Annotated in this window: 23 protein-coding genes and 1 tRNA gene; 14 read left to right on the top strand and 10 right to left on the bottom strand. The window is 43.4% G+C overall.

Features of this window, described 5'->3' with window-relative positions; translation table 11 throughout:
* The first annotated feature begins 90 nt into the window (after positions 1-90).
* From MJ764_RS05215 to MJ764_RS05195, 5 genes are all read left to right on the top strand, one after another.
* Positions 91-384, top strand: coding sequence for a hypothetical protein (locus tag MJ764_RS05215; protein WP_239325235.1), 294 nt, complete (start codon positions 91-93; stop codon positions 382-384).
* Positions 385-1,147: 763 nt separating this feature from the next.
* Positions 1,148-2,122 carry a polyprenyl synthetase family protein gene (locus tag MJ764_RS05210; protein WP_239325233.1) on the top strand — a complete coding sequence of 325 codons (975 nt, stop codon included), beginning with the start codon at positions 1,148-1,150 and terminating at the stop codon, positions 2,120-2,122.
* 45 nt (positions 2,123-2,167) lie between these two features.
* Positions 2,168-2,242, top strand: a tRNA-Arg gene (locus MJ764_RS05205).
* 328 nt (positions 2,243-2,570) lie between these two features.
* Positions 2,571-4,448 carry a phosphoethanolamine transferase gene (locus tag MJ764_RS05200; RefSeq protein WP_239325231.1) on the top strand — a complete coding sequence of 626 codons (1,878 nt, stop codon included), beginning with the start codon at positions 2,571-2,573 and terminating at the stop codon, positions 4,446-4,448.
* Positions 4,449-4,830: 382 nt separating this feature from the next.
* The gene (locus tag MJ764_RS05195; protein WP_239325229.1) at positions 4,831-6,537 is read left to right on the top strand and encodes a formate--tetrahydrofolate ligase; all 1,707 of its coding nucleotides are present in this window, start codon (positions 4,831-4,833) and stop codon (positions 6,535-6,537) included.
* A 465-nt stretch (positions 6,538-7,002) separates the two neighbouring features.
* On the opposite strand, the gene tal is transcribed toward MJ764_RS05195, so the two are convergent.
* Complete coding sequence (gene tal / locus MJ764_RS05190; RefSeq protein ID WP_239325227.1) at positions 7,003-8,058, bottom strand: transaldolase; 1,056 nt, start codon at positions 8,056-8,058, stop codon at positions 7,003-7,005.
* 207 nt (positions 8,059-8,265) lie between these two features.
* Between tal and MJ764_RS05185 the strand changes: the two genes are divergently transcribed.
* The 8 genes from MJ764_RS05185 to MJ764_RS05150 all read left to right on the top strand — a co-directional run bounded on the left by MJ764_RS05185 (position 8,266) and on the right by MJ764_RS05150 (position 13,813).
* Entirely contained in the window at positions 8,266-9,240 is a 975-nt protein-coding gene (locus MJ764_RS05185; protein WP_239325225.1) for a KpsF/GutQ family sugar-phosphate isomerase, read from the top strand.
* A 41-nt stretch (positions 9,241-9,281) separates the two neighbouring features.
* Positions 9,282-9,815, top strand: coding sequence for a 3-deoxy-manno-octulosonate-8-phosphatase KdsC (gene kdsC, locus MJ764_RS05180; RefSeq protein WP_239325286.1), 534 nt, complete (start codon positions 9,282-9,284; stop codon positions 9,813-9,815).
* Positions 9,812-10,396 carry an LPS export ABC transporter periplasmic protein LptC gene (gene lptC, locus MJ764_RS05175; protein ID WP_239325223.1) on the top strand — a complete coding sequence of 195 codons (585 nt, stop codon included), beginning with the start codon at positions 9,812-9,814 and terminating at the stop codon, positions 10,394-10,396. The genes kdsC and lptC overlap by 4 nt, the downstream gene beginning before the upstream one ends.
* A gap of 19 nt (positions 10,397-10,415) precedes the next feature.
* Complete coding sequence (lptA, locus tag MJ764_RS05170) at positions 10,416-10,880, top strand: lipopolysaccharide transport periplasmic protein LptA (protein ID WP_239325284.1); 465 nt, start codon at positions 10,416-10,418, stop codon at positions 10,878-10,880.
* Between the two features lie 9 nt (positions 10,881-10,889).
* Entirely contained in the window at positions 10,890-11,633 is a 744-nt protein-coding gene (lptB, locus tag MJ764_RS05165; protein ID WP_239325221.1) for an LPS export ABC transporter ATP-binding protein, read from the top strand.
* Between the two features lie 6 nt (positions 11,634-11,639).
* A complete protein-coding gene (rpoN, locus tag MJ764_RS05160; protein WP_239325219.1) occupies positions 11,640-13,016 on the top strand; it encodes an RNA polymerase factor sigma-54 in 1,377 nt (458 codons plus the stop codon).
* Positions 13,017-13,081: 65 nt separating this feature from the next.
* On the top strand, positions 13,082-13,417 hold the full coding sequence (hpf, locus tag MJ764_RS05155) for a ribosome hibernation-promoting factor, HPF/YfiA family (protein ID WP_239325217.1): 336 nt from the start codon (positions 13,082-13,084) through the stop codon (positions 13,415-13,417).
* Between the two features lie 204 nt (positions 13,418-13,621).
* The gene (locus MJ764_RS05150) at positions 13,622-13,813 is read left to right on the top strand and encodes a glycine zipper 2TM domain-containing protein (protein WP_420853927.1); all 192 of its coding nucleotides are present in this window, start codon (positions 13,622-13,624) and stop codon (positions 13,811-13,813) included.
* 68 nt (positions 13,814-13,881) lie between these two features.
* Here MJ764_RS05150 and MJ764_RS05145 read toward each other — a convergent pair whose 3' ends face one another.
* Entirely contained in the window at positions 13,882-15,447 is a 1,566-nt protein-coding gene (locus MJ764_RS05145; protein ID WP_239325213.1) for a TerC family protein, read from the bottom strand.
* A gap of 275 nt (positions 15,448-15,722) precedes the next feature.
* On the opposite strand from MJ764_RS05145, the gene yihA reads away from it, so the two are divergent.
* Entirely contained in the window at positions 15,723-16,361 is a 639-nt protein-coding gene (gene yihA, locus MJ764_RS05140) for a ribosome biogenesis GTP-binding protein YihA/YsxC (RefSeq protein WP_239325211.1), read from the top strand.
* Positions 16,362-16,531: 170 nt separating this feature from the next.
* Here the strand turns inward: yihA and MJ764_RS05135 are convergent, their stop codons facing one another.
* From MJ764_RS05135 to hisI, 8 genes are all read right to left on the bottom strand, one after another.
* Positions 16,532-17,941 carry a sensor histidine kinase gene (locus MJ764_RS05135; protein WP_239325209.1) on the bottom strand — a complete coding sequence of 470 codons (1,410 nt, stop codon included), beginning with the start codon at positions 17,939-17,941 and terminating at the stop codon, positions 16,532-16,534.
* A gap of 40 nt (positions 17,942-17,981) precedes the next feature.
* Complete coding sequence (locus MJ764_RS05130; protein WP_239325207.1) at positions 17,982-18,665, bottom strand: response regulator transcription factor; 684 nt, start codon at positions 18,663-18,665, stop codon at positions 17,982-17,984.
* 162 nt (positions 18,666-18,827) lie between these two features.
* A complete protein-coding gene (locus MJ764_RS05125) occupies positions 18,828-20,636 on the bottom strand; it encodes a PglL family O-oligosaccharyltransferase (protein WP_239325206.1) in 1,809 nt (602 codons plus the stop codon).
* Between the two features lie 105 nt (positions 20,637-20,741).
* Complete coding sequence (gene tatC, locus MJ764_RS05120; RefSeq protein WP_239325282.1) at positions 20,742-21,506, bottom strand: twin-arginine translocase subunit TatC; 765 nt, start codon at positions 21,504-21,506, stop codon at positions 20,742-20,744.
* Between the two features lie 16 nt (positions 21,507-21,522).
* Positions 21,523-21,999, bottom strand: a complete 477-nt coding sequence (gene tatB, locus MJ764_RS05115) for a Sec-independent protein translocase protein TatB (protein ID WP_239325204.1) — start codon at positions 21,997-21,999, stop codon at positions 21,523-21,525.
* Between the two features lie 9 nt (positions 22,000-22,008).
* Entirely contained in the window at positions 22,009-22,209 is a 201-nt protein-coding gene (gene tatA / locus MJ764_RS05110; RefSeq protein WP_239325202.1) for a Sec-independent protein translocase subunit TatA, read from the bottom strand.
* A gap of 84 nt (positions 22,210-22,293) precedes the next feature.
* A complete protein-coding gene (locus tag MJ764_RS05105) occupies positions 22,294-22,608 on the bottom strand; it encodes a phosphoribosyl-ATP diphosphatase (RefSeq protein WP_174828401.1) in 315 nt (104 codons plus the stop codon).
* Positions 22,609-22,653: 45 nt separating this feature from the next.
* Positions 22,654-23,064 (bottom strand): phosphoribosyl-AMP cyclohydrolase, encoded by a 411-nt coding sequence (gene hisI, locus MJ764_RS05100; RefSeq protein WP_420853926.1) that lies wholly within the window; start codon positions 23,062-23,064, stop codon positions 22,654-22,656.
* Between the last annotated feature and the right edge of the window lies 1 nt (position 23,065).

The following is a 23,065-nucleotide window of genomic DNA, read 5'->3' as shown; positions in this document are numbered from 1 at the left end:
ACTTTTGTCTTTTATACAACCTATTGAAAAAATTTTGACTTTATTCGTGCTAACATAATTTTTCCTTAATCAATCAATTTAGGAAATAAAATGAAAAAATTAGCCGTACTTTTTACATCTTTACTTTTAGCCCTTCCTGCCAGCAGCTTTGCCGCTAAGTCCAGTGGAAGCATAGCTCACCCTATCGGCGATGGTAATTCAACTATTACAAAACCGAGTGAGATCACTACTCCCTGGTTATTGATTGAGTCAAGACCTATCCTATATATTCTGTACATTTGTACTTGGCAGCGTAGTACTGTTAGCATTGATGGCATCACCAGAACCGAGAAACAGACACATCTTGGCCTTGGTAGCTGTATACGCACCATGCCCAAAAACTAAGCAACAATCAAATACCCATCTCAAACTCCTTATTCGTAAGGAGTTTTTTATTGCCCGTAACATTTCAGACTGGCTATGCACCATTCGCAAAATCCGGCCTGATTATCTAATATCAATCATTAACAGAAAACAGCAAAACACATTTTTTGCTACCGAAAGCTATTTATATAGTTATCCACCTACAAAATTAGCCAAGACAGCTACTACTTATGTCTCAACATCATAACGACAAACACTTACAGATATTTCGGCAATTATCATATGTGCACAGATACAACAGCTTGTTATAAATTATCATATGATAATATCATTAAAAAAGTCACAGCAAGCAGCACTATATCCGTCGCAATACCGGAAAAACTGTTATCTGTAACCATAAACTTGTATTGACAGCCAATACACGATTCAAACACTTTAGCCTATTAGCAAAATATACTCACTGTCTGTGTCTGGCAAAATCAGCTATTCAACAACACAACACTCACACACTTTGCCAAAGCAAGCAACATACTCACATCAAAAATTTCTATTTAATCAACCACCTAACTAGAACATCATTATAACCATAAAATTTTGCTGCAAATTTTGTCGCCAATATCCTTACTACGGCCACACACTCCAGAACACATTGGTATTAACCTAATCTAACTTTTCTCTTTTCTAAATTGATTTCCAGTATAATAATAAGCAAAAGTGCTCAGCAGTTACGAGCACACATTGATTAAATCACATCACCAGTACCAGTTGCAGAAACGCTAAACACATGCTTGAAAACCTGCCTTATTTCCAAAAACACCTGCCTGAAGACTTAAACCGAGTTGATGCGGTAATCAACCGTGCTGTCGAATCTGAGGTTGTCCTGATTTCTCAAATTGGCCAGTATATTATCAGCGCCGGCGGCAAGCGCCTGCGCCCGATAATCACCATTCTTGCCGGCAAGGCACTGGACTACAATGAGGATCCACTGTTTTCACTGGCAGCCATGGTGGAATTCATCCACACCTCCACCCTGTTGCACGATGATGTAGTAGATGAAAGCGACCTGCGTCGCGGCCGCGAAACCGCCAACAACCTGTTTGGCAATGCCGCAGCCGTGCTGGTAGGCGACTTTCTCTATACCCGTGCCTTTCAGCTAATGGTAGGTTCCGGCAGCCTGCGTATTCTGGAAGTAATGGCCGAAGCCACCAATATCATCGCTGAGGGTGAAGTGATGCAACTGATGAATATTGGCAATATCGACGTAACCGAAGAACAGTATCTACAGGTAATCAAATACAAAACCGCCAAACTGTTTCAGGCCGCAGCACAAGTGAGCGCCATACTGGCCAAAGCCACCGAAAAACAGGAACTGGCACTGAAAAACTACGGCACTTATCTGGGCACAGCATTCCAGATTATCGATGATGTACTGGATTACGCCGGCGATGTAGATACCATTGGTAAAAATGTTGGTGACGATCTGGCTGAAGGCAAACCCACCCTACCGCTGATTTACCTGCTCAATCAGGGCAACCCTGCTGCCGCTGCCGATGTGCGCCATGCACTGGAGCATGCCGACCGCAGCTATTTCGACAAAATCCACGACCATGTCATTCATTCAGATGCACTGGCCTATTGCACCGCACAGGCCAAAAAAGCAGTAGATGCCGCAGTTAACTGCCTGAATGATTTACCAGATAACGAAGCCACACAGGCCATGCGTGATTTAGCATTGGCATCTTTAGCCCGAATCTCTTAAAATAGCGGGCTATGGCTGATTCCAGCCATAGCCCTGTTTTTCAGTCTCGCCGTAGTTCAACGGATAGAACACATGCCTCCTAAGCGTGTGATACAGGTTCGATTCCTGTCGGCGGGACCAAAATATGTAAATATTAATATGGGAAAATACTAATATTTGTCATATGATATCTTTATCGTAATATCAAATTTAACATTTAATATTACATTATTTAACAACCTAAATTGATAGTTTCATTTATATAATAAACTAAAGACTATCTTAATGTTTTATTTAATAAAAGAAATATAATATAATATATACCAAATTTAATAGTTTAATTAAAATTTGTCAATCTTATAGAAAATATAAATAATCAAAAAATGGCTAAGTCATATATAATTAGTTATTTACAATTACACTCATTAATCCGCACATGTTTAACATAAGAAATGTATTTTTATACATATTGTATACAATCTCAACAATAATATTATTATTTGGTTTAGGGTACGTAAAAGAGTGGTCAAATAAAGATATCATTGTTGGAATAATTTTTCTCTGTTGTTATTTGTTTAGTAGAGGGCATCGAATATTATTAATTACTTTATTAGTATCTTTTTCTACTCTAGCATTTTATTTTCCTACCGGTTTAATTTATGGAAAACCAACATCTGAAATATTAATCCCATTATTACAAACAAATAGACTAGAAATAATTGGTTATCTTTTAGCTATAAAATACAAAATTTTATTATCGATAATATTTATATTAATTCAATTGATAATTTATAGTTTATCTAAAAAATTAATAGTTAAAAAAAATTTAAATACATTGATTTTATTTATATTTTTTTATATATTAAGCTTATTCGGTGTATCAATTAACCACGCCAAATTAAATGAAGGGGCATTCTTAAAAAATATAATAGCTGCTAGTAAAATTATATATAGACAAAAAGAAGAACTGAAAAAAAATATTGGAAATAGCAAAAATATTCAAATCAATATGATTGATATCTATGATAATACGGAAATTCGTATAGTTATCATAGGTGAGTCAGTACGTAGAGATTATATGTCAGTTTATGGTTATCCGTTGAATACAACCCCATATCTCAATTCTGCAAAAGGTATTTTTATTGACGGATTAGTATCAGCTGGACCAGCTACAGAGCCATCCCTAACCAGAATGTTATTTAAAACGATTCCTGAAAAAAATAAAATAGATTGGGGAGCTAATGTCATTTCTTTAGCCAATAAAGCTGGGTATGAAACATATTGGATTAGTAATCAAGGTAAAGATGGATTTGCGGGTGAAAATACCTTTTTAGCATTATCAAATTTAGCTACACAATCAAACTTCACAAAAGAAGGAGATTTTTCTTCTACTACTTTAGATGATGAAGAAATGTTACCCACTTTAAAAAAAGTAATTAATGATAATTCAAATAGCAAAGTAATTTTTATTCATATGGCAGGTTCTCATGAGCCGGTATGTTCTAGATTGGGTAATTTTGAACCAAATTTTAAAATTTATAATGAAGCAGATTGTTATATTGCTACGATTGAAAAACTAGATTTATTTATTAAAAAAGTTACAGATACTTTAAAGGGAAAAAGATATAAATTAATGTATTTTTCTGATCATGGTTTGTCTGTTGAGAAAAAAGAAGTATACCATGATGTGGAATTGTATCAAGAATACCAAGTGCCATTATTTTATTTAGACTCAGAGGCCAAAGAACATTTAAATATCAAAAAAGTAATTAGTGGATTAAATTTAATAGATTTATACTCAAGTTTTATTAATATAAAAACAAATATAACTGATGAAAAATACAGTTTTCCAATGGTTTCTAAATTAGAAGATAATGTCGATCCACTCATTTATTGGCAAAAATATAAGCATCTTTCTAGCCTAAACAAAAAGCAACTACCAATCACCGATACTAGTTCAAATTCTATTGTGCCAAATGTCATAGAATTAAAAAATAACTACGAATATTCAAATAAATGCATGACTGGTATTGATTTTACTGGTCAAGCATTTCCATATAATCCGTCAATATATAAAATTAGTGGATGGGCAAGTATGTCTGGTGAAATAAAACAGCAACTGCCTGGACAAATTGGAACTTTTATTGTTGATGATAAAAAAATCTTGTATGCAGAAGGGGAAAGAGAGTCAAGAGAAGATCTTATCATCCATTTTAAACTATCAAAAAATCCAAGTAATTATTTAGGAATTGCTAGTTTAATTGATAAAAAATATATTAAAAGTAACCAAAAATTCTATTTTGGTTATAAAGATCAAATGAACAAATATATTATTTGCAATAACTAATATATTATTCTCTTACTTCTATTTAGCATAAACCTACATATGTAGGTTTATGCTATCTATCAATAGTAAAGCTTATTTCTAATTACTACCTTGATCCTAATCATATATCAAAATATTAGAAAATGTATTCTATTGATTTTATAAATTTGACACATAGATACTAGAGATTATTAAAAGGATATCATAACTATTTGAATAAATTATTTATAAAATTAAATAAAATTCCTATTTAAGTACATTTAACCTTATTTAAACTCAAACTTAGTTATTTTTATTTGATAAATTAAGAGAACCATTATCACCTTTTACATATAGATAAATATGACTACAATTACAAGATCTAATACAATTTAAACCAAAATTTTATAATAAGGAAAATAGTATGCTTTCTAGTTCAGCTCTCCTCCCCATCACAGAAATCGCCCGCAACTGCGGCATCCCAGAGCAATATCTTATCCCTTATGGTCATGAAGTAGCCAAGGTGGATTTGCAGGTGATTCAGCCGGATGCAAAACAGGGCAAGCTGGTGCTGGTATCAGCGATTACGCCTACGCCGCTGGGTGAAGGAAAAACGGTTACGACAATCGGGCTGAGTCAGGGGCTGAATTTTATCGGGCAGAAGGCGATTGCCTGTATTCGCCAGCCCAGTCTGGGGCCGGTGTTTGGGGTAAAAGGTGGTGCTGCGGGTGGCGGTAAGGCTCAGGTGTTGCCGATGGAGAAGCTTAATCTGCATTTAACCGGTGATATTCATGCGATTACGGCGGCGCATGATCTGGCCTCTGCGGCGCTGGATGCACGCTTATATCATGAGGAGCATCTGGGTGAAGAGTTTACGGCGCAAACGCAGTTGCCACGGCTGAATATTGATAAAAACCGGATTGTGTGGAAACGGGTCATCGACCATAACGACCGTGCGCTGCGCCGGATTAAGGTAGGTGTGGGCGGTGGTGTTAATGGGGTGGAACGGGAAGACGGGTTTGAGATTTCGGCAGCTTCGGAGCTGATGGCGATTCTGGCTCTGGCTACTGATTTACAGGATATGCGCCAGCGTATCGGGCGGATTATTCTGGCTTATGATACTCAGGGTAATCCGATTACGGCGGAACAACTGGAGGTAGCCGGTGCGATGACGGTTTTGCTGAAAGAGGCAATTAATCCTAATCTGATGCAGACGGCGGAACAGACGCCGGTGCTGATTCATGCCGGCCCGTTTGCCAATATTGCCCATGGGAATTCTTCGGTGCTGGCGGATAAGGTGGGATTGCAGCTAGCCGATTATGTGGTTACTGAAGCTGGTTTTGGTTCGGATATGGGTATGGAGAAGTTCTTTAATATCAAGTATCGCCAGACTAGTGTTGCGCCGTCCTGTGTGGTGCTGGTGGCTACGGTGCGCAGTTTGAAGTCCAACAGTGGCCGCTTCAATATTAAGCCCGGGCAGGCGTTACCGGCGGAGGTAACGCAATGCAATGTGGAACTGCTGGCAGAAGGCAGTGCCAATCTGGGCTGGCATATCCAGAATGCGAAAAGTTATGGTTTGCCGGTGATTGTGGCGATTAACCGCTTCCCATACGATCATGATGAAGAACTGAATTTTGTTAAACAATATGCTTTGGAACACGGCGCTTGTGCCTGTGAAATCAGTGATGCGTTTACTCAGGGCGGTGCGGGTACGCAAGCGCTGGCGCGGCATGTGGTGGCTGCGTGTGCACAGAATAATGCGGTTACTCTGCCCTATGCGGACAATATGCCACTGGCGGAAAAGATTCAGACGATGGTGAAAAAATATGGTGCGCGGCAGGCTAATCTGTCTGCACAGGCTGAGCAGAATCTGGCGGAAATCCAGCAGCTCAAGCTTGACCATTTGCCTTTGTGTATGGTGAAAACGCCGTTGTCTATCAGTGCCGATCCTAATCTGAAAAATGTGCCTACTGATTTTGATGTTGAAATTACACGTTTGCAGCTATCTGCCGGTGCCGGTTTTATTCGGGTGTATGCGGGTAATGTGATGACGATGCCGGGGCTGGGTACTTTACCTGCTTACCGGCAGATTGATGTTGATGCTGAGGGCAATATTGTCGGCTTGCATTAGTATTGTTTAGGCGTGATTAATACGGACAGGTGTTAATTATCACTGAAAAGGCCACGATGGTTTGTATGCTGTTGTGGCTTTTTTCTTGCGGTTTATTGCGGCAGTTGTGCTGGCAGTACGGTTTCAGGCTGGTTTATCTGTGGTGGTATTCTGCTATGCTCGGTTAATAGTGGTGGTGATGTCTGTAAGGATAGCGTTTAATTTTTAGGTATAAATATATGATGATTTTTTGTTATACAAAGTAATTTTGGTGACTTTTATAATCTTTTGTTTATATCTCATTTATTCATTTTATAATTTAAATTTAATAAATTTAAATTATAACTACAATTTCAGATAAATTTTATATTTTAACAATATAATTTTGGTTATATGTGATACAAATTTTATATTTAAAATTAAAAATAACAGGCATACATTACACATGATGTAATTTATACCTGTTATTATTTTAACCTAAACCATTTAAGCTAAAGGTTGTAATAGGGCATCGAAGGCATCTACAAATTGTTGCAATCCTTCCTGTTGCAAGCGGCTGGCTAGTGATTCAAGGTTAATACCTAGTTGCTCGATTTCAATCAGTACGCTTTTGGCCTGTTGTACGTCCTGCGTTAGGGTAGCAGCAGCTTTGCCGTGGTCGATAAAGGCGTTGAGGGTATTGGCTGGTACGGTATTGATGGTATCTGCACCAATGATGTTTTCTATGTAGCAGACATCGGAATAAGCTGGATTTTTGGTGCCGGTGGAAGCCCAGAGCAAGCGCAGTGGTGCTACCTGCTGCGCAGCCAGATCGGTGAATTCGCGGCTTTGGGTAAATTCCTGCCATTCGGCATAGGCGGTTTTGGCCAGTGCTATGGCGGTTTTGCCCTGTAAAGAGGCTGGCAGGGTGATGTCCAGTGCGCTGTCAATCCGCGACAGGAAAAAGCTGGCTACTACTTGTATGCTGTCAACCGGCAGGTTGTTGGTCAAACGCTGGCGAATACCGGCTGCATGCGCCTGCCATGATTTTTGTAGCTGGGCTTTGGAAAACAGCAGGGTAAGGTTTATGTTGATGCCTTGTGCCACGAGTGTGGTTAGAGCCTGTATGCCGCTGTCGGTAGCAGGTATTTTTATCATGACATTGGGGCGGTCAAGCAGTTGCCATAGGCGTACAGCTTCGGTAACGGTGGCCTGTGTGTCGTCGGCCAGATCGGGAGCGACTTCCAAACTGACAAAACCGGCTTTACCCTGACTGCGCTCATATAAAGGCAGGCAAATATCACATGCAGCCTGCACATCAGCCACGGCTAACTGTTCGTAACGCTGTTTTGGGGTAAGTGCCTGCTGTTTGAGACGGGCGATATCGCTCTGGTACAGGCTGTCGCCGGCGAAGGCTTTCTGGAAAATGGCCGGATTGGAAGTCACGCCACTGATGCCTGCCTCCAGCATTTGTGCCAGCTCTCCCGACTGGATCAGACTTCTGGAAAGGTTGTCTAGCCAGATTTGCTGTCCCAGTGTGTTGACTTGTGATAATACGGCCATATTATTTCCTTGTGGTAAATATCTGTTAGATATGATTTGTTTAGGTTAATCAATTGATTGAACCGGTTACTCATGGGTTATGGTTTACTCTAACGAGGCTTGGGTATTTTGACAAGTTCCTTAAGCAAACATAATGACTGTTATCAGGTTATAATCAGGTTAAATTTGTTGTGTCTTTGTTTGCTTATTATTGCTGCTGATGGTGCTATGAACGTTCAGGATAAATATTTGGACTGGGGCAAGGAAGTTTTTGCTATTGAAGAGCAGGCTGTACGCGAAGTTGCGGCCAGTCTGGATGAGCATTTTGCCGCGGCTGTGGCCACTATTCTGGATTGCCACGGGCGGGTGATTATCACCGGTATGGGTAAAAGTGGCCATATCGGGCGCAAGATTGCTGCTTCTATGGCTTCCACTGGTACACCGGCCTATTTTGTTCATCCGGCTGAGGCAGGACATGGCGATCTGGGTATGATTGTTGATGGCGATGTGTTGATTGCTCTGTCCAATTCCGGTGAAAGTGAGGAAATTCTGGCGCTGATACCGGCCATCAAGCGTAAACATGTGCAGCTAATTTGTATCACCGGTAAAACCAGCTCTAGTATGGCAAGGCATGCGGATATTCATTTGTGCGCTCATGTATCACATGAGGCCTGTCCATTGGGACTGGCGCCTACATCCAGTACTACTGCGGTGCTGGTACTGGGGGATGCGCTGACGGTGGCGTTGTTGCGGGCACGTCAGTTTACGCCAGAAGATTTTGCTCTGAGCCATCCAGCCGGTAGCTTGGGTAAGCGTTTGTTGTTAACGGTAGCCGATGTGATGCATGGTGGTCAGGATATGCCGCTGGTACAGGAAGATACGCTATTGCGGCAGGCTATTGTGACTATGAGCGAAAAAGGCTTGGGCATGCTGATAGTGGTAGACTGTAACGGGCAGTTAACAGGTTTGTTTACAGATGGCGATTTACGCCGCCTGTTTCAGAGTAACCAGCAATTGAAAGACTGGGTGATGGCGGATGTGATGGGACATGCGCCTAAAACCATTACTCAGGAGCGGCTGGCTACGGAAGCTTTGAAAACCATGCAGGCCAATAAGGTAAATGGTCTGGTGGTTATTAATGAGGATAACCGTCCGGTGGGTGCGCTGAATATGCATGATTTATTACAGGCGCGCATTGTTTAAACGGATTGGCAAGTTATTTTAAAGGTATGTTGATGAATGCAATGATGTCTGCTACTGCACTATTGCAAGCTGCGCACCAAATCAAGCTGTTTATTATGGATGTAGACGGTGTGCTGACTGATGGCCGTATCTTTATCCGTGATAATGGCGAGGAAATCAAGGCATTCCATACGCTGGACGGGCACGGGCTGAAAATGCTGCACCGGCACGGTATCCAGACGGCAATTATTACTGGACGTGATGCGCCCTCTGTTGGGATTCGTGTCCAGCAGCTTGGTATTCAGCATTACTTTAAAGGTATTACGGATAAGCGCAGTTGTTATCAGCAACTGCTCCAGCAACTGGAGCTGGGTGAACAGCAATGTGCTTATATCGGCGATGATGTGGTGGATTTACCGGTGATGAAACATTGCGGACTGGCGGTGGCGGTGCCCAATGCGCATGCACTGGTATTACAGCATGCTGATTATGTTACCCGGGCATCGGGCGGAGCTGGTGCGGTACGTGAGGTATGTGATTTGTTACTGGATGCACATGGCTTTCTGGCTGCAGAGATGGCGGAGTATCTGGCATGAGTGTGTTACGCAGTCGCAGTAACTGGGCATTCCCGCTGATTCTGGCGGTGGCGCTTGGTGGTATAAGCTTCTGGCTCGACCGCATTACTGAAGTGAAAACGGTGGAAATTCCGCTGAATCCGAAAGAACCGAAATATGAGATTAATACGATTAACGGTGAGCGTTTTGATGAGCACGGGCAGTTGAGTGAGACTATCCATGCAACTGCTGCACGGCAGTTTCCGCAGCAGACGGTTATCTATATTGATAATCCTGATATGAGTTTGTATAGAAACGGCGCAGAACTGTATCGTATTAAGGCCAGTACTGGCCAGTATTATACTGACAGCCGTAATGTGGATTTGCTTGGGCAGGTGATGTGGTTCAAGAATGCTGTAGGTAATGAACCGAAAGGCCAGCTGCAAACCAGTGTTTTACATGTAGATACACAAACTCAGGTGATTAAAACGGATGCACCGGTCACATACCAGTATGGTATGTCACGTGGTACATCGCAAGGTTTTGAATATGACAAACAGCGCGGTTTTCTGAATTTACCCGCGCGTGTAAAGGCTATTATTTATGATCCGCACTCGCACTAATGGTAAAGTTTTAGCAGCTATGTTGCTGCTTGCTGGCAGCGTGCATGCATGGGCACTGGACAGTGACCGGCAGCAACCGATTCAGATTGAGGCTGATCAGGGTTCACTGGACAAACAGAATCAGACAACGGTGTTTACTGGTAATGTTAAAATGCGGCAGGGTTCTATGTATGTGAATGCTGCCCGTGTGACTGCGCATAAGGATAATGCCGGTAACCAGACCATTATTGCTGATGGCAAACCGGCTACGTTTGGCCAGCAACTGGAAAAAGACGGTATGGTATTTGGTCAGGGTGATAATGTGCACTATGAAAGTCAGAGTGGTATTGTTACTATTACTGGTAATGCTCAGGTAAACCGCGGTGGCGATATGGCACGTGGTGCTGTGATTGTCTATAACACCAATACTGAAGTTTATACGGTGAAGAGCGCGCCTAAAGGGCGGGTACATGTCATCATCCAACCGCAACAGAAAAAGAAATAAGCCAAGTTCATGAATATAACGCCAACTGTGCCGCAAAGCCAGCTACGTGTCAGCGGTCTGCAAAAAAGTTTTAAACAGCGTCAGGTAGTCAATGATGTTGCTCTGGAAGTGAATAGTGGTGAGGTAATCGGTTTACTTGGTCCGAATGGTGCCGGTAAAACCACTAGCTTCTATATGATTGTGGGGCTGATTGCGGCCGATGGCGGCTGTATTAAGCTGGATGATCAGGACATTACTCACCGTCCGATTTATGAACGCGCACGTCTGGGCTTGGGCTATCTGCCACAAGAAGCGTCGATTTTTCGTAAGATGACGGTAGCCCAGAACATCAATGCCATTCTGGAAATCAGCTACCCGCCGGAAAAACGTGCTGAACAACTAGAATTGCTGCTGGCAGACTTGCATATTGAGCATATACGTAATAATACTGCGCGGTCTCTGTCTGGTGGTGAACGCCGCCGTGCCGAGATTGCGCGGGTACTGGCGATGAATCCGCGCTTTATTCTGCTGGATGAACCTTTTGCTGGGGTGGATCCGATTGCGCTGATTGACATTCAAAATCTAATTTCATTCCTGAAACAGCGCGGTATCGGTACGCTGATTACAGATCATAATGTCCGTGAAACTCTGCGTATCTGTGATCGTGCCTATATTATTAATCAGGGTAGTGTACTGGCTTCCGGCATACCGGAAGAACTGGTTAATAATGAACAAGTCCGCGCTGTTTATCTGGGTGAACATTTCGAGTATTAAGTGCGTATGCAAAAGCCTGCTACTCATCTCAAACTCAATCTTTCAACACGCCTTAGTGCTAAGCTGCAACAATCGTTACAGGTATTGCAGCTATCGACACTGGAATTACAGGAACTGGTTTCTGGCTGGTTGGCTGATAATCCTTTTCTCGAAGAAGTAGAAAATACTGCTGAGGATGCTACGGCTTTCTCCCAGTATGTGCAGCCACCACAGCATAGCATGATACAAGGCGAAAGCGATATCTGGGACACGCTGGCTGATGCCCCTGATATGTATGCATTATTGCGCCGGCAGGTATGTGAATACGAATTGGATGATGATACGGCGGCTCTGATTTACTTTCTGATTGATAATTTAAATGAACAGGGGTATCTAGACGGCAGCTTAACTGATCTGGTGGAAAATGCGCCGCTGGAATGGCGACTGGATGAAACCGAGCTGGCTCATGCTCTGACTATTCTGCAACAGTTCGAACCAACCGGCGTTGGTGCACGTAATTTACAGGAATCACTGTTACTGCAATTGGAAAATATGTCACCTGAACCAACTAATAGTGATGCAATTCAGACTTGTGCGCGTCTACTGATTAGTGAACATTTTGGTCAGTGGCTCAGTACCCACCAGTTCAAACAATTATGCCGGAAATTGCCACAATTTTCTGCCACTACTCTTGAAGCTGCCTGTAAATTGATTGGCACTTTGAATCCTTTTCCCTGTTATGGCTTACCCGATCGCAATGGCATTCTATCTATCCGTCCTGATCTGGAAGTGTATGCTGATAATAGTGGCCATTGGCAAATCCGTACCCTGCGCGATGCCTTTCCACAATTGAGAATAGAAGCTGGTGTGGAAGAGTGGTTACAGCAGGAGGACGCGGAAATGGATGCAATGTGCAAAAGCAAATGGCAGGAAGCGCAAACTTGTCTGCAAAGTTTGCAGATGCGTAAAACGACTTTGCAACGTCTGGGGGAATGGATTTTGCAACAACAGCAAGATTTTTTCAGCTTTGGTTCGTTGGCATTGGCGCCTTTAACAATTAAGGAAACGGCTCAGACACTTGAACTGGCAGAAAGCACTATTTCACGTGCTATTAATCAGAAATACCTGACCTGCTCACAGGGTGTTTTTCCTCTGCGCTACTTTTTTAGCCAGTCTGTTGCGGCTACGGATGATAGTACGGGCAACAGCCAGACGGCAATTAAATCGCTACTGCAAAGTATGATTAATGAAGAAGATCCACAACACCCCTACTCTGATGCGTATCTGGTCAGCCAACTGGCCAAGCAGGGCATCAATCTGGCACGGCGCACGGTAGCAAAATATCGTGAGGCCTTGAAAATTCCACCGGCGCACCAACGTAAAGTACAATACAACAATCATTAATTTTCAGTTAGCTTATACAAAATTTATCCTGTCTTTCGCAAAAACATTTAAAAAGGAGTTAGGCTATGAATCTGAAATTTGTCGGACAGAATCTTGATGTTACTGCAGCTTTAAAGGACTATACCTTGAGCAAGCTCGAACGCATTATTCGGCATGCAGATCAGGTAATCAGTGCAACTGTTACTTTTTCCGTTTTAAAAGTTCAGAAAAAAGCGGAAATCAATTTACATTTATCTGGCAAAGACATTCATATTGATTGTGTTGATAATGATATGTATGCGGCGATTGACTGTCTGATGGATAAACTGGATCGAGCGGTGATTAAATACAAGGAGAAAAAGCAACCTTCACACCAGACACTCGAGATACTGACCGGTGATATTGTAACTGAACCCGAATAATCGGCAGATAGCTAAATTGCTGCTGTATAAATGCCTTTGTGGTTATGAATGCAGTTTTTCTGCTAAACTGATTTGCTACAGGTATATAATTAATATGAAATGTTACTTTGTTTGCTAGTGATCAGTTCACTGACAATACAAATATGAGTTGATATACACGATTAATCTATTACATTTGAAAGAGGCATTAACATGAAATCAAGTATGAAAACATTGGCATTAGTAGCCGCAATAGCTGCATCTCTTTCTGCCTGTGCAGACATGACTCCGGCTCAGCGCAATACTGCTGCAGGTGTTGTGGTGGGTGGTGTAGCTGGTAATCTGCTTGGTAAGGATACTGGTGCAACTTTAGGTGGTGCTGCACTGGGTGGCGTTATTGGCAGCCAGATTAAATAATTAAGCCATTAAATGTAAAAGCCTGCTATAAATAGCAGGCTTTTTTATGGCTAGCTGATTGTACCGAATTAATCAGCTTCTGGCAGTTCAATTTTGCTGATACGCACGCGTTCCAGACGATGGCCATCTTTGCTCAATACTTCAAAGCGGTAACCGGCATAATCAATGGTATCACCCACATCAGGAATATCCTGCATTTCCTCCATGATTAATCCAGCTACAGTATGATATTCAGCATCTTCCGGCAATGTAGGCAAATACAGATGCTGAGCCAGAATGGCATATTCCAGACTGCCATCTACGGTAACACTGTTGTCAGCATTTTGCTGGATACTGGGAGCATCTGCGCGCTCATACTCTTCCGGGAAATCACCGGCAATGGTTTCCATCAAATCTTTCATGCTTACGAGCCCAAGTACAGCGCCAAATTCATCCACAACCAGAGCAATATCCGCACTTCGTGAACGGAACAGTTCCATGGCATCAAGCACGGTACTGCTGTCTGGTAAAACCAGCGGCTGCCGCAGAGCAGCCTGAATATTTAACGATTCGCCTCTTAAAAGTTGGTTTAACAGGTCTTTTTTATTAACAAATCCCAAAGGCTCATCAATACCGGCCTTACCGACTACTACCAGTCGGGAAAAGGGCGTATTTTGTAACTGCTGATGCTGCTGTTGACGAGGTTGCGATAAATCCAGCCGTTCAATGTCGCTGCGCGGTGTCATTACGCCCATTATCGGCCGTTCTGCCAGCGTTAACACACTCCGTATCATGGATTTTTCATTCTCTTCAAAATGCTCATCATCTTCAGCTTGGGTACCATTCTTAGCCAGCTCCTTTTCACGCAACCCCATCATACCCAGTACACTGTCTGCGGTACGATAGCGCCATGAACGGCCAATCATGTCATTGCGACGGCTATTGCGTGTAGAAATCTGGTTAAAAATTTCAATCAGAATCGAAAAGGCAATCGCAGCATACAGATAACCCTTAGGTATGGCAAAGTGCAACCCTTCGGCAATCAGGCTGAACCCAATCATTAGTAAAAAACCCAGACACAGCATCACTACCGTAGGATGTCGGCTCACAAACTCAGTTAGTGGCCCGCTAGCCCAAATCATCACTGCCATAGCTATAATCACTGCCAGCATCGCTACTGTGATATGTTGCACCATGGCCACTGCAGTAATCACTGAATCAAGTGAAAATACCGCATCCAGCACCACAATTTGCAATACCACACTCCAGAAGCTGGCATATACAGCGACATTGGTAATGGAAGCTATGGCAGTATGGCCTTCAAGACGCTCATGTAATTCAGTAGTGGCCTTATAGAGCAAAAACAGCCCGCCACCAAACATTATCAAGTCTTTAACCGAGATGGCAAAACCATTGATATGCACAAACGGCTTGGTTAGAGTAATAATAAAAGACATCAGTGCCAGCATGACAATGCGAATCAGCACCGCCAGAGTTAGGCCGGCTATACGGGCATGATCGCGCTGTTTCGGACTGGCCTTATTGGCCAGAATGGCCACAAATACGAGATTGTCTATACCCAGAACGATTTCCAGAATCACCAGAGTAATCAGCCCTGCCCATGTGGCCGGTTCTCCCAACCAGCTAAAATCCATTTTCTTTTCCTATGCGTTAAACAGAAACAGGCAGCTTGCTACGCGAGCAAAGCTGCCTGAAATCAGAGAAAAACATGTCTACATGCACAATACAACTGCCCGAGACCTCGTCTTTCATCTGAACATTTCCTTGAAATAAACTTCTATCAAGTTTAGCAGTATGAAGCAAAAAATCAAGTGTCGTGCGTTAAAACCTGCGTTAACATGCGTTGCCGAACCCAGATTGTGCGCAAAAACATGGTATGCTACTACCTTGTTATCTTTTTTTGTTACCCATGAATCTGTTCCGTCACGCCTGCTTTTATACTACCGTTAATCATCTGAAAGACCTGCCCGCAACAAGCGCAGAAATTGCTTTTGTAGGCCGCAGTAATGCAGGTAAATCAAGTGCCATTAATACCCTGACCAGCCATACCCGGCTGGCCTATGTATCTAAAACGCCCGGTCGTACCCAGCATATTAATTTTTTTGAGCTGACCAATGGCGGCTTTATGGTGGATTTGCCCGGCTATGGTTATGCACAGGTACCGGAAGCAATACGCCGACACTGGGTAACTTTACTGGGTGATTACCTGCAAACCAGAGCGCAGCTAATCGGGCTGATTCTGATTATGGATGCACGCCATCCGCTCAAAGAGCTGGACAAACAGATGCTGGATTTTTTTGCGGTAACCAATCGACCGGTTCACATTTTGTTATCCAAAGCAGACAAATTATCCAAAAACGAGCAAATTAAAACGCTGGCCAGTGTCAAAAAAGCACTTCAACCATATTTTGCCCGCCAGCAAGTCACCGTACAGCTATTCTCCAGCCTGAAAAAACACGGTATAGACGAAGTCAATCAGATTGTAGCTAGCTGGTTTGCCCAACACTCTGCTCTGCCAGAAACAAATGACCAGAAAACTGTCGATTAATTTTCAGTTATGGCAGAAGCTAGTCTAACTGGCTGCCAAAACTGCATATTAAAATCACAGTTGATTTCTAAGCAAATAGTATTGTGCAAATAGCAGAATACACTAGCATGTGCCCAGAACGTGAAAAAACTGGATAAAGACAATAACTTTATCCAGCGGATGAAAGATGCTTAACTTTTATTCTTCTGCCGATTTCTATTTCTGCCCGGCGTAAATTTAGGCAACAAAAAATGCATATTTAAGCCCTTGGGCTGTTGATTATCCGCATAAATCTTGCCATGATGGCGATCAACAATATGTTTGGTTAAAGCCAGTCCTAAGCCAGTACCTGGTTTATTGGCACTGCTGTCTGCACGATAAAAGGCCGTAAAAATATGCGGCAACTGATTCTCTGCCACACCGGGGCCATTGTCACTGATATCAACCTGCCATTGCTGCTTGCCGCCTTCATGCAGATGAATTCTGATTTCACTGCCATCCGGACTATAATTAATTGCATTTCGTACCACATTGTCAAAAGCGCGGTACAAATAGCTTTCGTTAGCCTTTACCATTGCAGTTTCAGGAATGTCACACTGCCATGATAAAGTTTGGTGGTGTTGCATGGCCACTGCCTGATTGTCCTCAACAATCTGCTTGATTACCGGCACCAGTGCCAGTGGTTCCAGCGTAATTGGCAAATCAGAAGTTTCTAGCCGCGACAGGGTAAGCAGTTCACCTACCAGTAAATCCATGCGCCCTAGTTCGCTTTCCAGACGTTGTAGGTGCTGTTCCTGCTTTTGCGGTTGCACATGAATCAATCCAATAATAGCCTGCATGCGTGCCAGTGGTGACCGCATTTCGTGAGAAACGTGATGCAATAAATGACGCTCTTTTTCAACCAGTTTCTGCAATTTATCTGCCATGTTGTCGAACTGTACAGCCAGAGAATACAGTTCATCACGTCGTTCTGATAGTTGATGGGATACGCGAGTCTGCAAATTTCCATGCGCCAAGCGATCCATGCCCCGCCACAGAACACGAATAGGCTGGGTAATGTTGTTGGCCAGAATATAGGCGGTGAGCAAACCAACAATAATAATAAAACTGAGAATAATAAATTCGTGCCAGACCGGTGCAATCGGCAGACCGGGAATAAAAAACGGACTTGGCGGACGGGGGGTGCGCTCATAATTCCAACCACGAATCATAAACAGGTATTCTTCACCAAGTGAATTGTAGGAAATCTGCACCAGTTTTGAGCTTGGATGTGACAGAGCAAACTCATGTGCTTTGTCAATATCTTCGGGGTCAATAGGACGCCCAAGAATGTCGTTCTTATTGTCACCGGTGATTACATACAGATTTTCACCACCAGGACTATTACCCCACTCCATTAACTGTTCTCGTATACCGGCATCGCCACGTGCCTGAAACGCATTCATGGTGCTGCTGAGGAGGTTTTCTTCAAAGTTACGTTGCTGCTTGAAGCGGGTTTCAGCCAACGTGTTTTGTACCAGCCAGAAAGAAGAGCTGGCTACAAAAATGGCACAAACAATCACTGCGCAAAACGTAGCAAATATACGGGGAAACAGTTTCATATATTAGAACAGGCTGTTTACCAACAGCCTGTATTCTGGTTCAATTTTTAACAAACAAATAACCCAGACCACGCACGGTCTGAATCAGACTGGCATTGCCAAGCTTATGCCGGATACTGGAAATATGAACGTCAATACTGCGGTCAAATTTAGCCAGTTTGCGCTCCAGTGCTTCCAGTGACAGGGTTTCCTTGCTTACTACTTGCCCGGCATGGCGCATCAATACTTCAAGCAGATTAAATTCTGTACTGGTCAGCTCGAGAGGTTCATCCTCGATGGTAACCTGACGCTTGGCTGGATAAAGTACTACACCACTAGCTGCAATACTGTTCGGAATACCATTCTGGTCACTGTCATGACTCTGGTGCGTACGGCGCAAAATCGCATTGATACGTGCCAGCAGCTCACGTGGCTGACAAGGTTTCGGTACATAATCGTCCGCGCCCATCTCCAGACCAATAATGCGATCAATATCATCACCTTTGGCTGTCAGCATAATAATCGGTATCTTGCTTTGTACCCGTACGGTTTTCAAAACATCCAGACCGTTCATTTTTGGCATCATGGAATCCAGCACCACCACGTTATACTGACCAGTTAAAATTTCTTTAACACCGGCTTCGCCATCGGCGACACGACTCACTTCCAGCCCTTCTGCTGTCAGATATTCAGTGAGTAATTCAGTCAACAAGTTATCGTCATCAATTAATAATACACGATTCATATCATCCTCCTAAATGTAAGTGCACAGTCTGTATACACTACAAACGCATTTACTTTATTTACACTTTGTATCTTAACATGTAGGTTGAAATTATCTTTACAGTGGCAAGTCTTTTGCTCACTTTTTCATTAAAAACCACTATGTTAAATATCTGTCTAAACCCTATAAACAATTCATTTTTTGAGCGCTTTGCTGCTGATATTTCAGGCAATCCTGTTGTAACTGTGGTATCACTGCCACTGCCTGAGGCTGCTGTCTAATTCTGCTTATGAAATTAGGAACTAATCTCGGATAGTAATGACTTACCTGACTAAACCACTGTTGTGCAGCTACATTCTGATGCTCCTGCTGTAAGTAAAGGCCTCGTATGAAAGTGTTGCTGTAAGGTCGATACCGGCCACAGAGCAATGCAGCCTGTTTACCCCACATAGGTAAAAAAGAATCAGTAACATTAAGTTTTTCAATAACAGCCATGTCAATATAATAACGCAGAAAATACATTTGCTTACGCAAATCTTGCATACGACTAATTTGTTCCACCTGTGGCAGGCCACGATTAGCACGGACTTTTAAAAAACGTTGATAGGCCAACATCTGCCATAACATCAATATCATGAATATCAACACTAATACAGCCCAAGATTGATTTGCTTGAACGGAAGCAGGCTGGGCTGATTGTGCCTGCTGAACCTGTGATAACGGTGTCAATGCGATAAACAGCAAAAATACTGCAAGAAAATAGCTATACCACAACGGATATTCCAGCATACTGTGGCATAAAGACACTAGAATCATACTCATCAGCACAATTGAGGCTGGATTAAATCCCCTGTGCAAATGTGGCCAGATTGCCCAGATAAAACACATGCCAGCAATTAAAAATCCGATGATTCCGGTTTCAGCCAGTAATTGTAGTACCAGATTATGACAATGCGTAAACAGCACTGTATCTTCATACTGGCGAAACCCATTCGGATAAATATCAGCAATGGCAAAACCCTGATAAGCATAACTGCCCCAGCCATAGCCAAACCAAGGGGCACTTTTGAATATCAGCCACGCCTTATGCCATTCCATTTGGCGTCCAGACTGAGCAAATCCACCCTGCTCCAGCCGCGCTGTACCAGACTGAAAATTGATGTGCAACAACATTTCAAACAAAGGACTCAATATTAGCTGAAACAGTAATACCAGTCCGATAGCAGTGGCCAGCATCAGTAACAAACGATTGGCTGCGGCACCGGCACGCCAGCGCCAGAAAAAAAGAGACAGACCAATAACCAGCACATACACAATAATCGTACGTGAACCAATTAGCCCCATCACACCGGTAAACCAGATTAATAATAGCCATACCAGCCAATTAGGTAAACGCCGCTGTTGCCACAAAAAACACAAAGCCAGCACACCCCACATCAGGTAATGCCCCAGATGATTGCGCTGTGCCAACTGCCCATAGATGTAATGATTACCCGGGCCGCGCAATACGCCCGGTATCCAGCCAGTCACACCGGTAAACTGCATCACACATACCAGCGACTGCAACAATATCCCCAGCACCAGAGCCATGGCCAGAATCGTCACCGCCTGAGTCTGACCAATGCGAATTACCCAGTCGCGCGCAGCCCAGGCCAGCATAGCAAGCACCACAAACACCAGCGCAGTCAGGTCGGACTGGCTGGCATAAGGAAGGTGCATTAGTCGTGCCTGTAGCATCAGCAAAGCGGCCAGCAATAACAGTCCAATACTAGTGGCTGGAAGGGAAAACCGTGTTTTGCGTGTCAATACCGTTAACCCAGCCAGACTGAGTGCAAAAAATAAGGTTCCCGCTTCCAGATAGAAACTTGACAGCGTACCAACACGCCAGCTCGACATAAATGGCACGATGCATAAAGTCAGCATCCCCAGCCACCAGATCAGAGTGGATGAGCGGTAAATATTTGGACACGAATCAATTTGCGACTGATTCATACGATTCTCCAACGAACAATGTCGTCAACTGGCTTAGTATTTATAAACAGGCTGCCTGAAAATTTTCAGGCAGCCTGTTTATTTCAGTATAAAGTAATAAAAAATTTATTGTCTCCGCGACTGGACAGATAAAGCTGTCTCTTTCCTGTCACCACCCAGACAGCGACATACCAAAATCCCAACCTCATAAAGCAGGATCAGCGGAATAGCCAGCAAGGTTTGCGACAAAACATCCGGTGGCGTTACCACGGCTGCCACAACAAAAGCTCCTACCACGACATAAGCACGGGCTTTTGTTAACTGCATAACTGATACCACCCCAATTCTGTTTAACAGAATCACCAGTACCGGCACCTCAAATGTCACCCCAAATGCCACAAACATCCCCAGAATAAAGGATAAATACTTATCAATATCGGTCGCCATACTCACCCCAATAGGGGTAATACCAGTAAGAAAACGGAAGATAACTGGAAAAACCAGATAGTAGGCAAATGCCATTCCCAGAGCAAATAACAATATACTGGCAATTAACAGTGGCAAAATCAAGCGTTTTTCATGTCTGTACAGACCTGGTGCAATAAAAGCCCAGATTTGATACAACGTATGTGGCAGCGTCAGCAAAAATGCCGCCATCAATGTTACTTTTAACGGTACAAAAAATGGCGCAATCACCTCGGTGGCAATCATATGCTGCCCGGCTGGTAGGTTCGCCATTAACGGCTCAGCCACAAAAGTATAAATTTTCTGCGCAAAAGGCACCATAAGCGCAAAACACAGCAACAGAATACCCAGAATCCACATCAAGCGGCGACGCAATTCCAGCAGGTGATCAATTAGCGTCAATTCGGTATTTTCATCAACCGGCATCACAATCATTCATCCATCAATGTCGGCGCACGCGCAATTTCGGGGTTATGCTACGCCGTGGCCGCATATCCCGCCGGCGCTGTAAAGCCTGCCGGCGTAATGAAACCCGATGTAGCAATGGTGCTTCCGCTACCGCTGCGCGATAGTTATGCAACGGTTGTGGTAATACGGACATACTGTCTGTATCCATCTGTTGTTCATCTTCGGCCAGCTGGCGCCTGAGCGTATCCACCTCACCACGAATACTGCGCACATTGGTGTTAATATCCTGCTCAAACGAACGGGCGGTCGCCTCAATACTGTCACGTGCCTGCCTGAATTCAGCCACACCGGCCTGTTGGCTCAGTTCGGTTTTCACATTACTAATGAAATTCTGAATACGCCCAACCCACAAACCAGCACTGCGCGCTACCTTGGGCAGTCGTTCCGGCCCAAGTACCACCAGTGCTACCACGGCAATCAGTAAAATTTCACCAAAACCCAAGCCAAACATAAACGTCTTCTATGCTTTATTGTCATCTTTATCGTGTTCGATTACAGCATCCTTTTTTGCAATTTCCTGATCACTTTCATTCAGTCCTTGCTTAAAATCACGTACTGCACCGCCCACATCCTTACCAATAGTGCGTAACTTTTTGGTACCGAAAATCAGTACCACAATCAGCAATACCACTACCCAATGCCAAATTGAAAAGCTGCCCATAATACTATCCTTTACTTCAACTGCCAAAAAAAAACATGCGCCTGCCATTCATTTACAGCAGCGCATATTTAAAATACATTGTAATTACTGCGGCTGACGACTGGCTTTTTCTGTCAAACCAGAAATATGTTGTCGCTGCTGCAATTCCTGCAATACATCCTCAACCCGTATCTGATGATAAGTCAGCAACACCATGGTATGAAACCAGACATCAGCCACTTCCTTAACCAGATGCTGCCTGTCGCCATCTTTGGAGGCCATCAGCACTTCACCTGCCTCTTCAATAACTTTTTTCAGGATTTTATCTTCACCGCTTTGCAATAACTGCGCAACATAAGAAGTTTGCGGTGAAGCCTGACGTCTGGCGTCGAGCACATCAGCCAGCTCACTTAATACCATCGCTACATCTACTGCTTCTGGCGTCTGCGTCATCCTGTTCTCTTTTTAATCATTATCCGTCTGCCTTTGAGCAGAACGGATGTATATTTCATTTTCATCTTTGATAACCGGTTCAATACTTTGCCAATTACCATCCTGATACAACCGATAAAAGCAACTGGCATGCCCAGTATGGCAGGCAATACCTTCGCGCTGCTCAACCAGTAACACCAAAGCATCACCATCACAATCCAGACGCAGTTCATATACTTTTTGCGTATGGCCAGACCGTTCACCTTTCATCCACTGCTGCTGCCGCGAACGGCTATAATAATGAGCGAAGCCCGTAGCTATCGTCTGGCGCAAGGCCTCTGCATTCATCCATGCGACCATTAACACACGCAAAGTATGCTTGTCCTGCACCACTGCACAAACCAGACCATTATCATCCCACTTTACCGCATCCAGCGTATTCACC

The organism is Snodgrassella gandavensis (genome assembly GCF_914768025.1).
Lineage (GTDB): Bacteria > Pseudomonadota > Gammaproteobacteria > Burkholderiales > Neisseriaceae > Snodgrassella > Snodgrassella gandavensis.
This window is presented reverse-complemented; position numbering and strand designations above follow the sequence as displayed.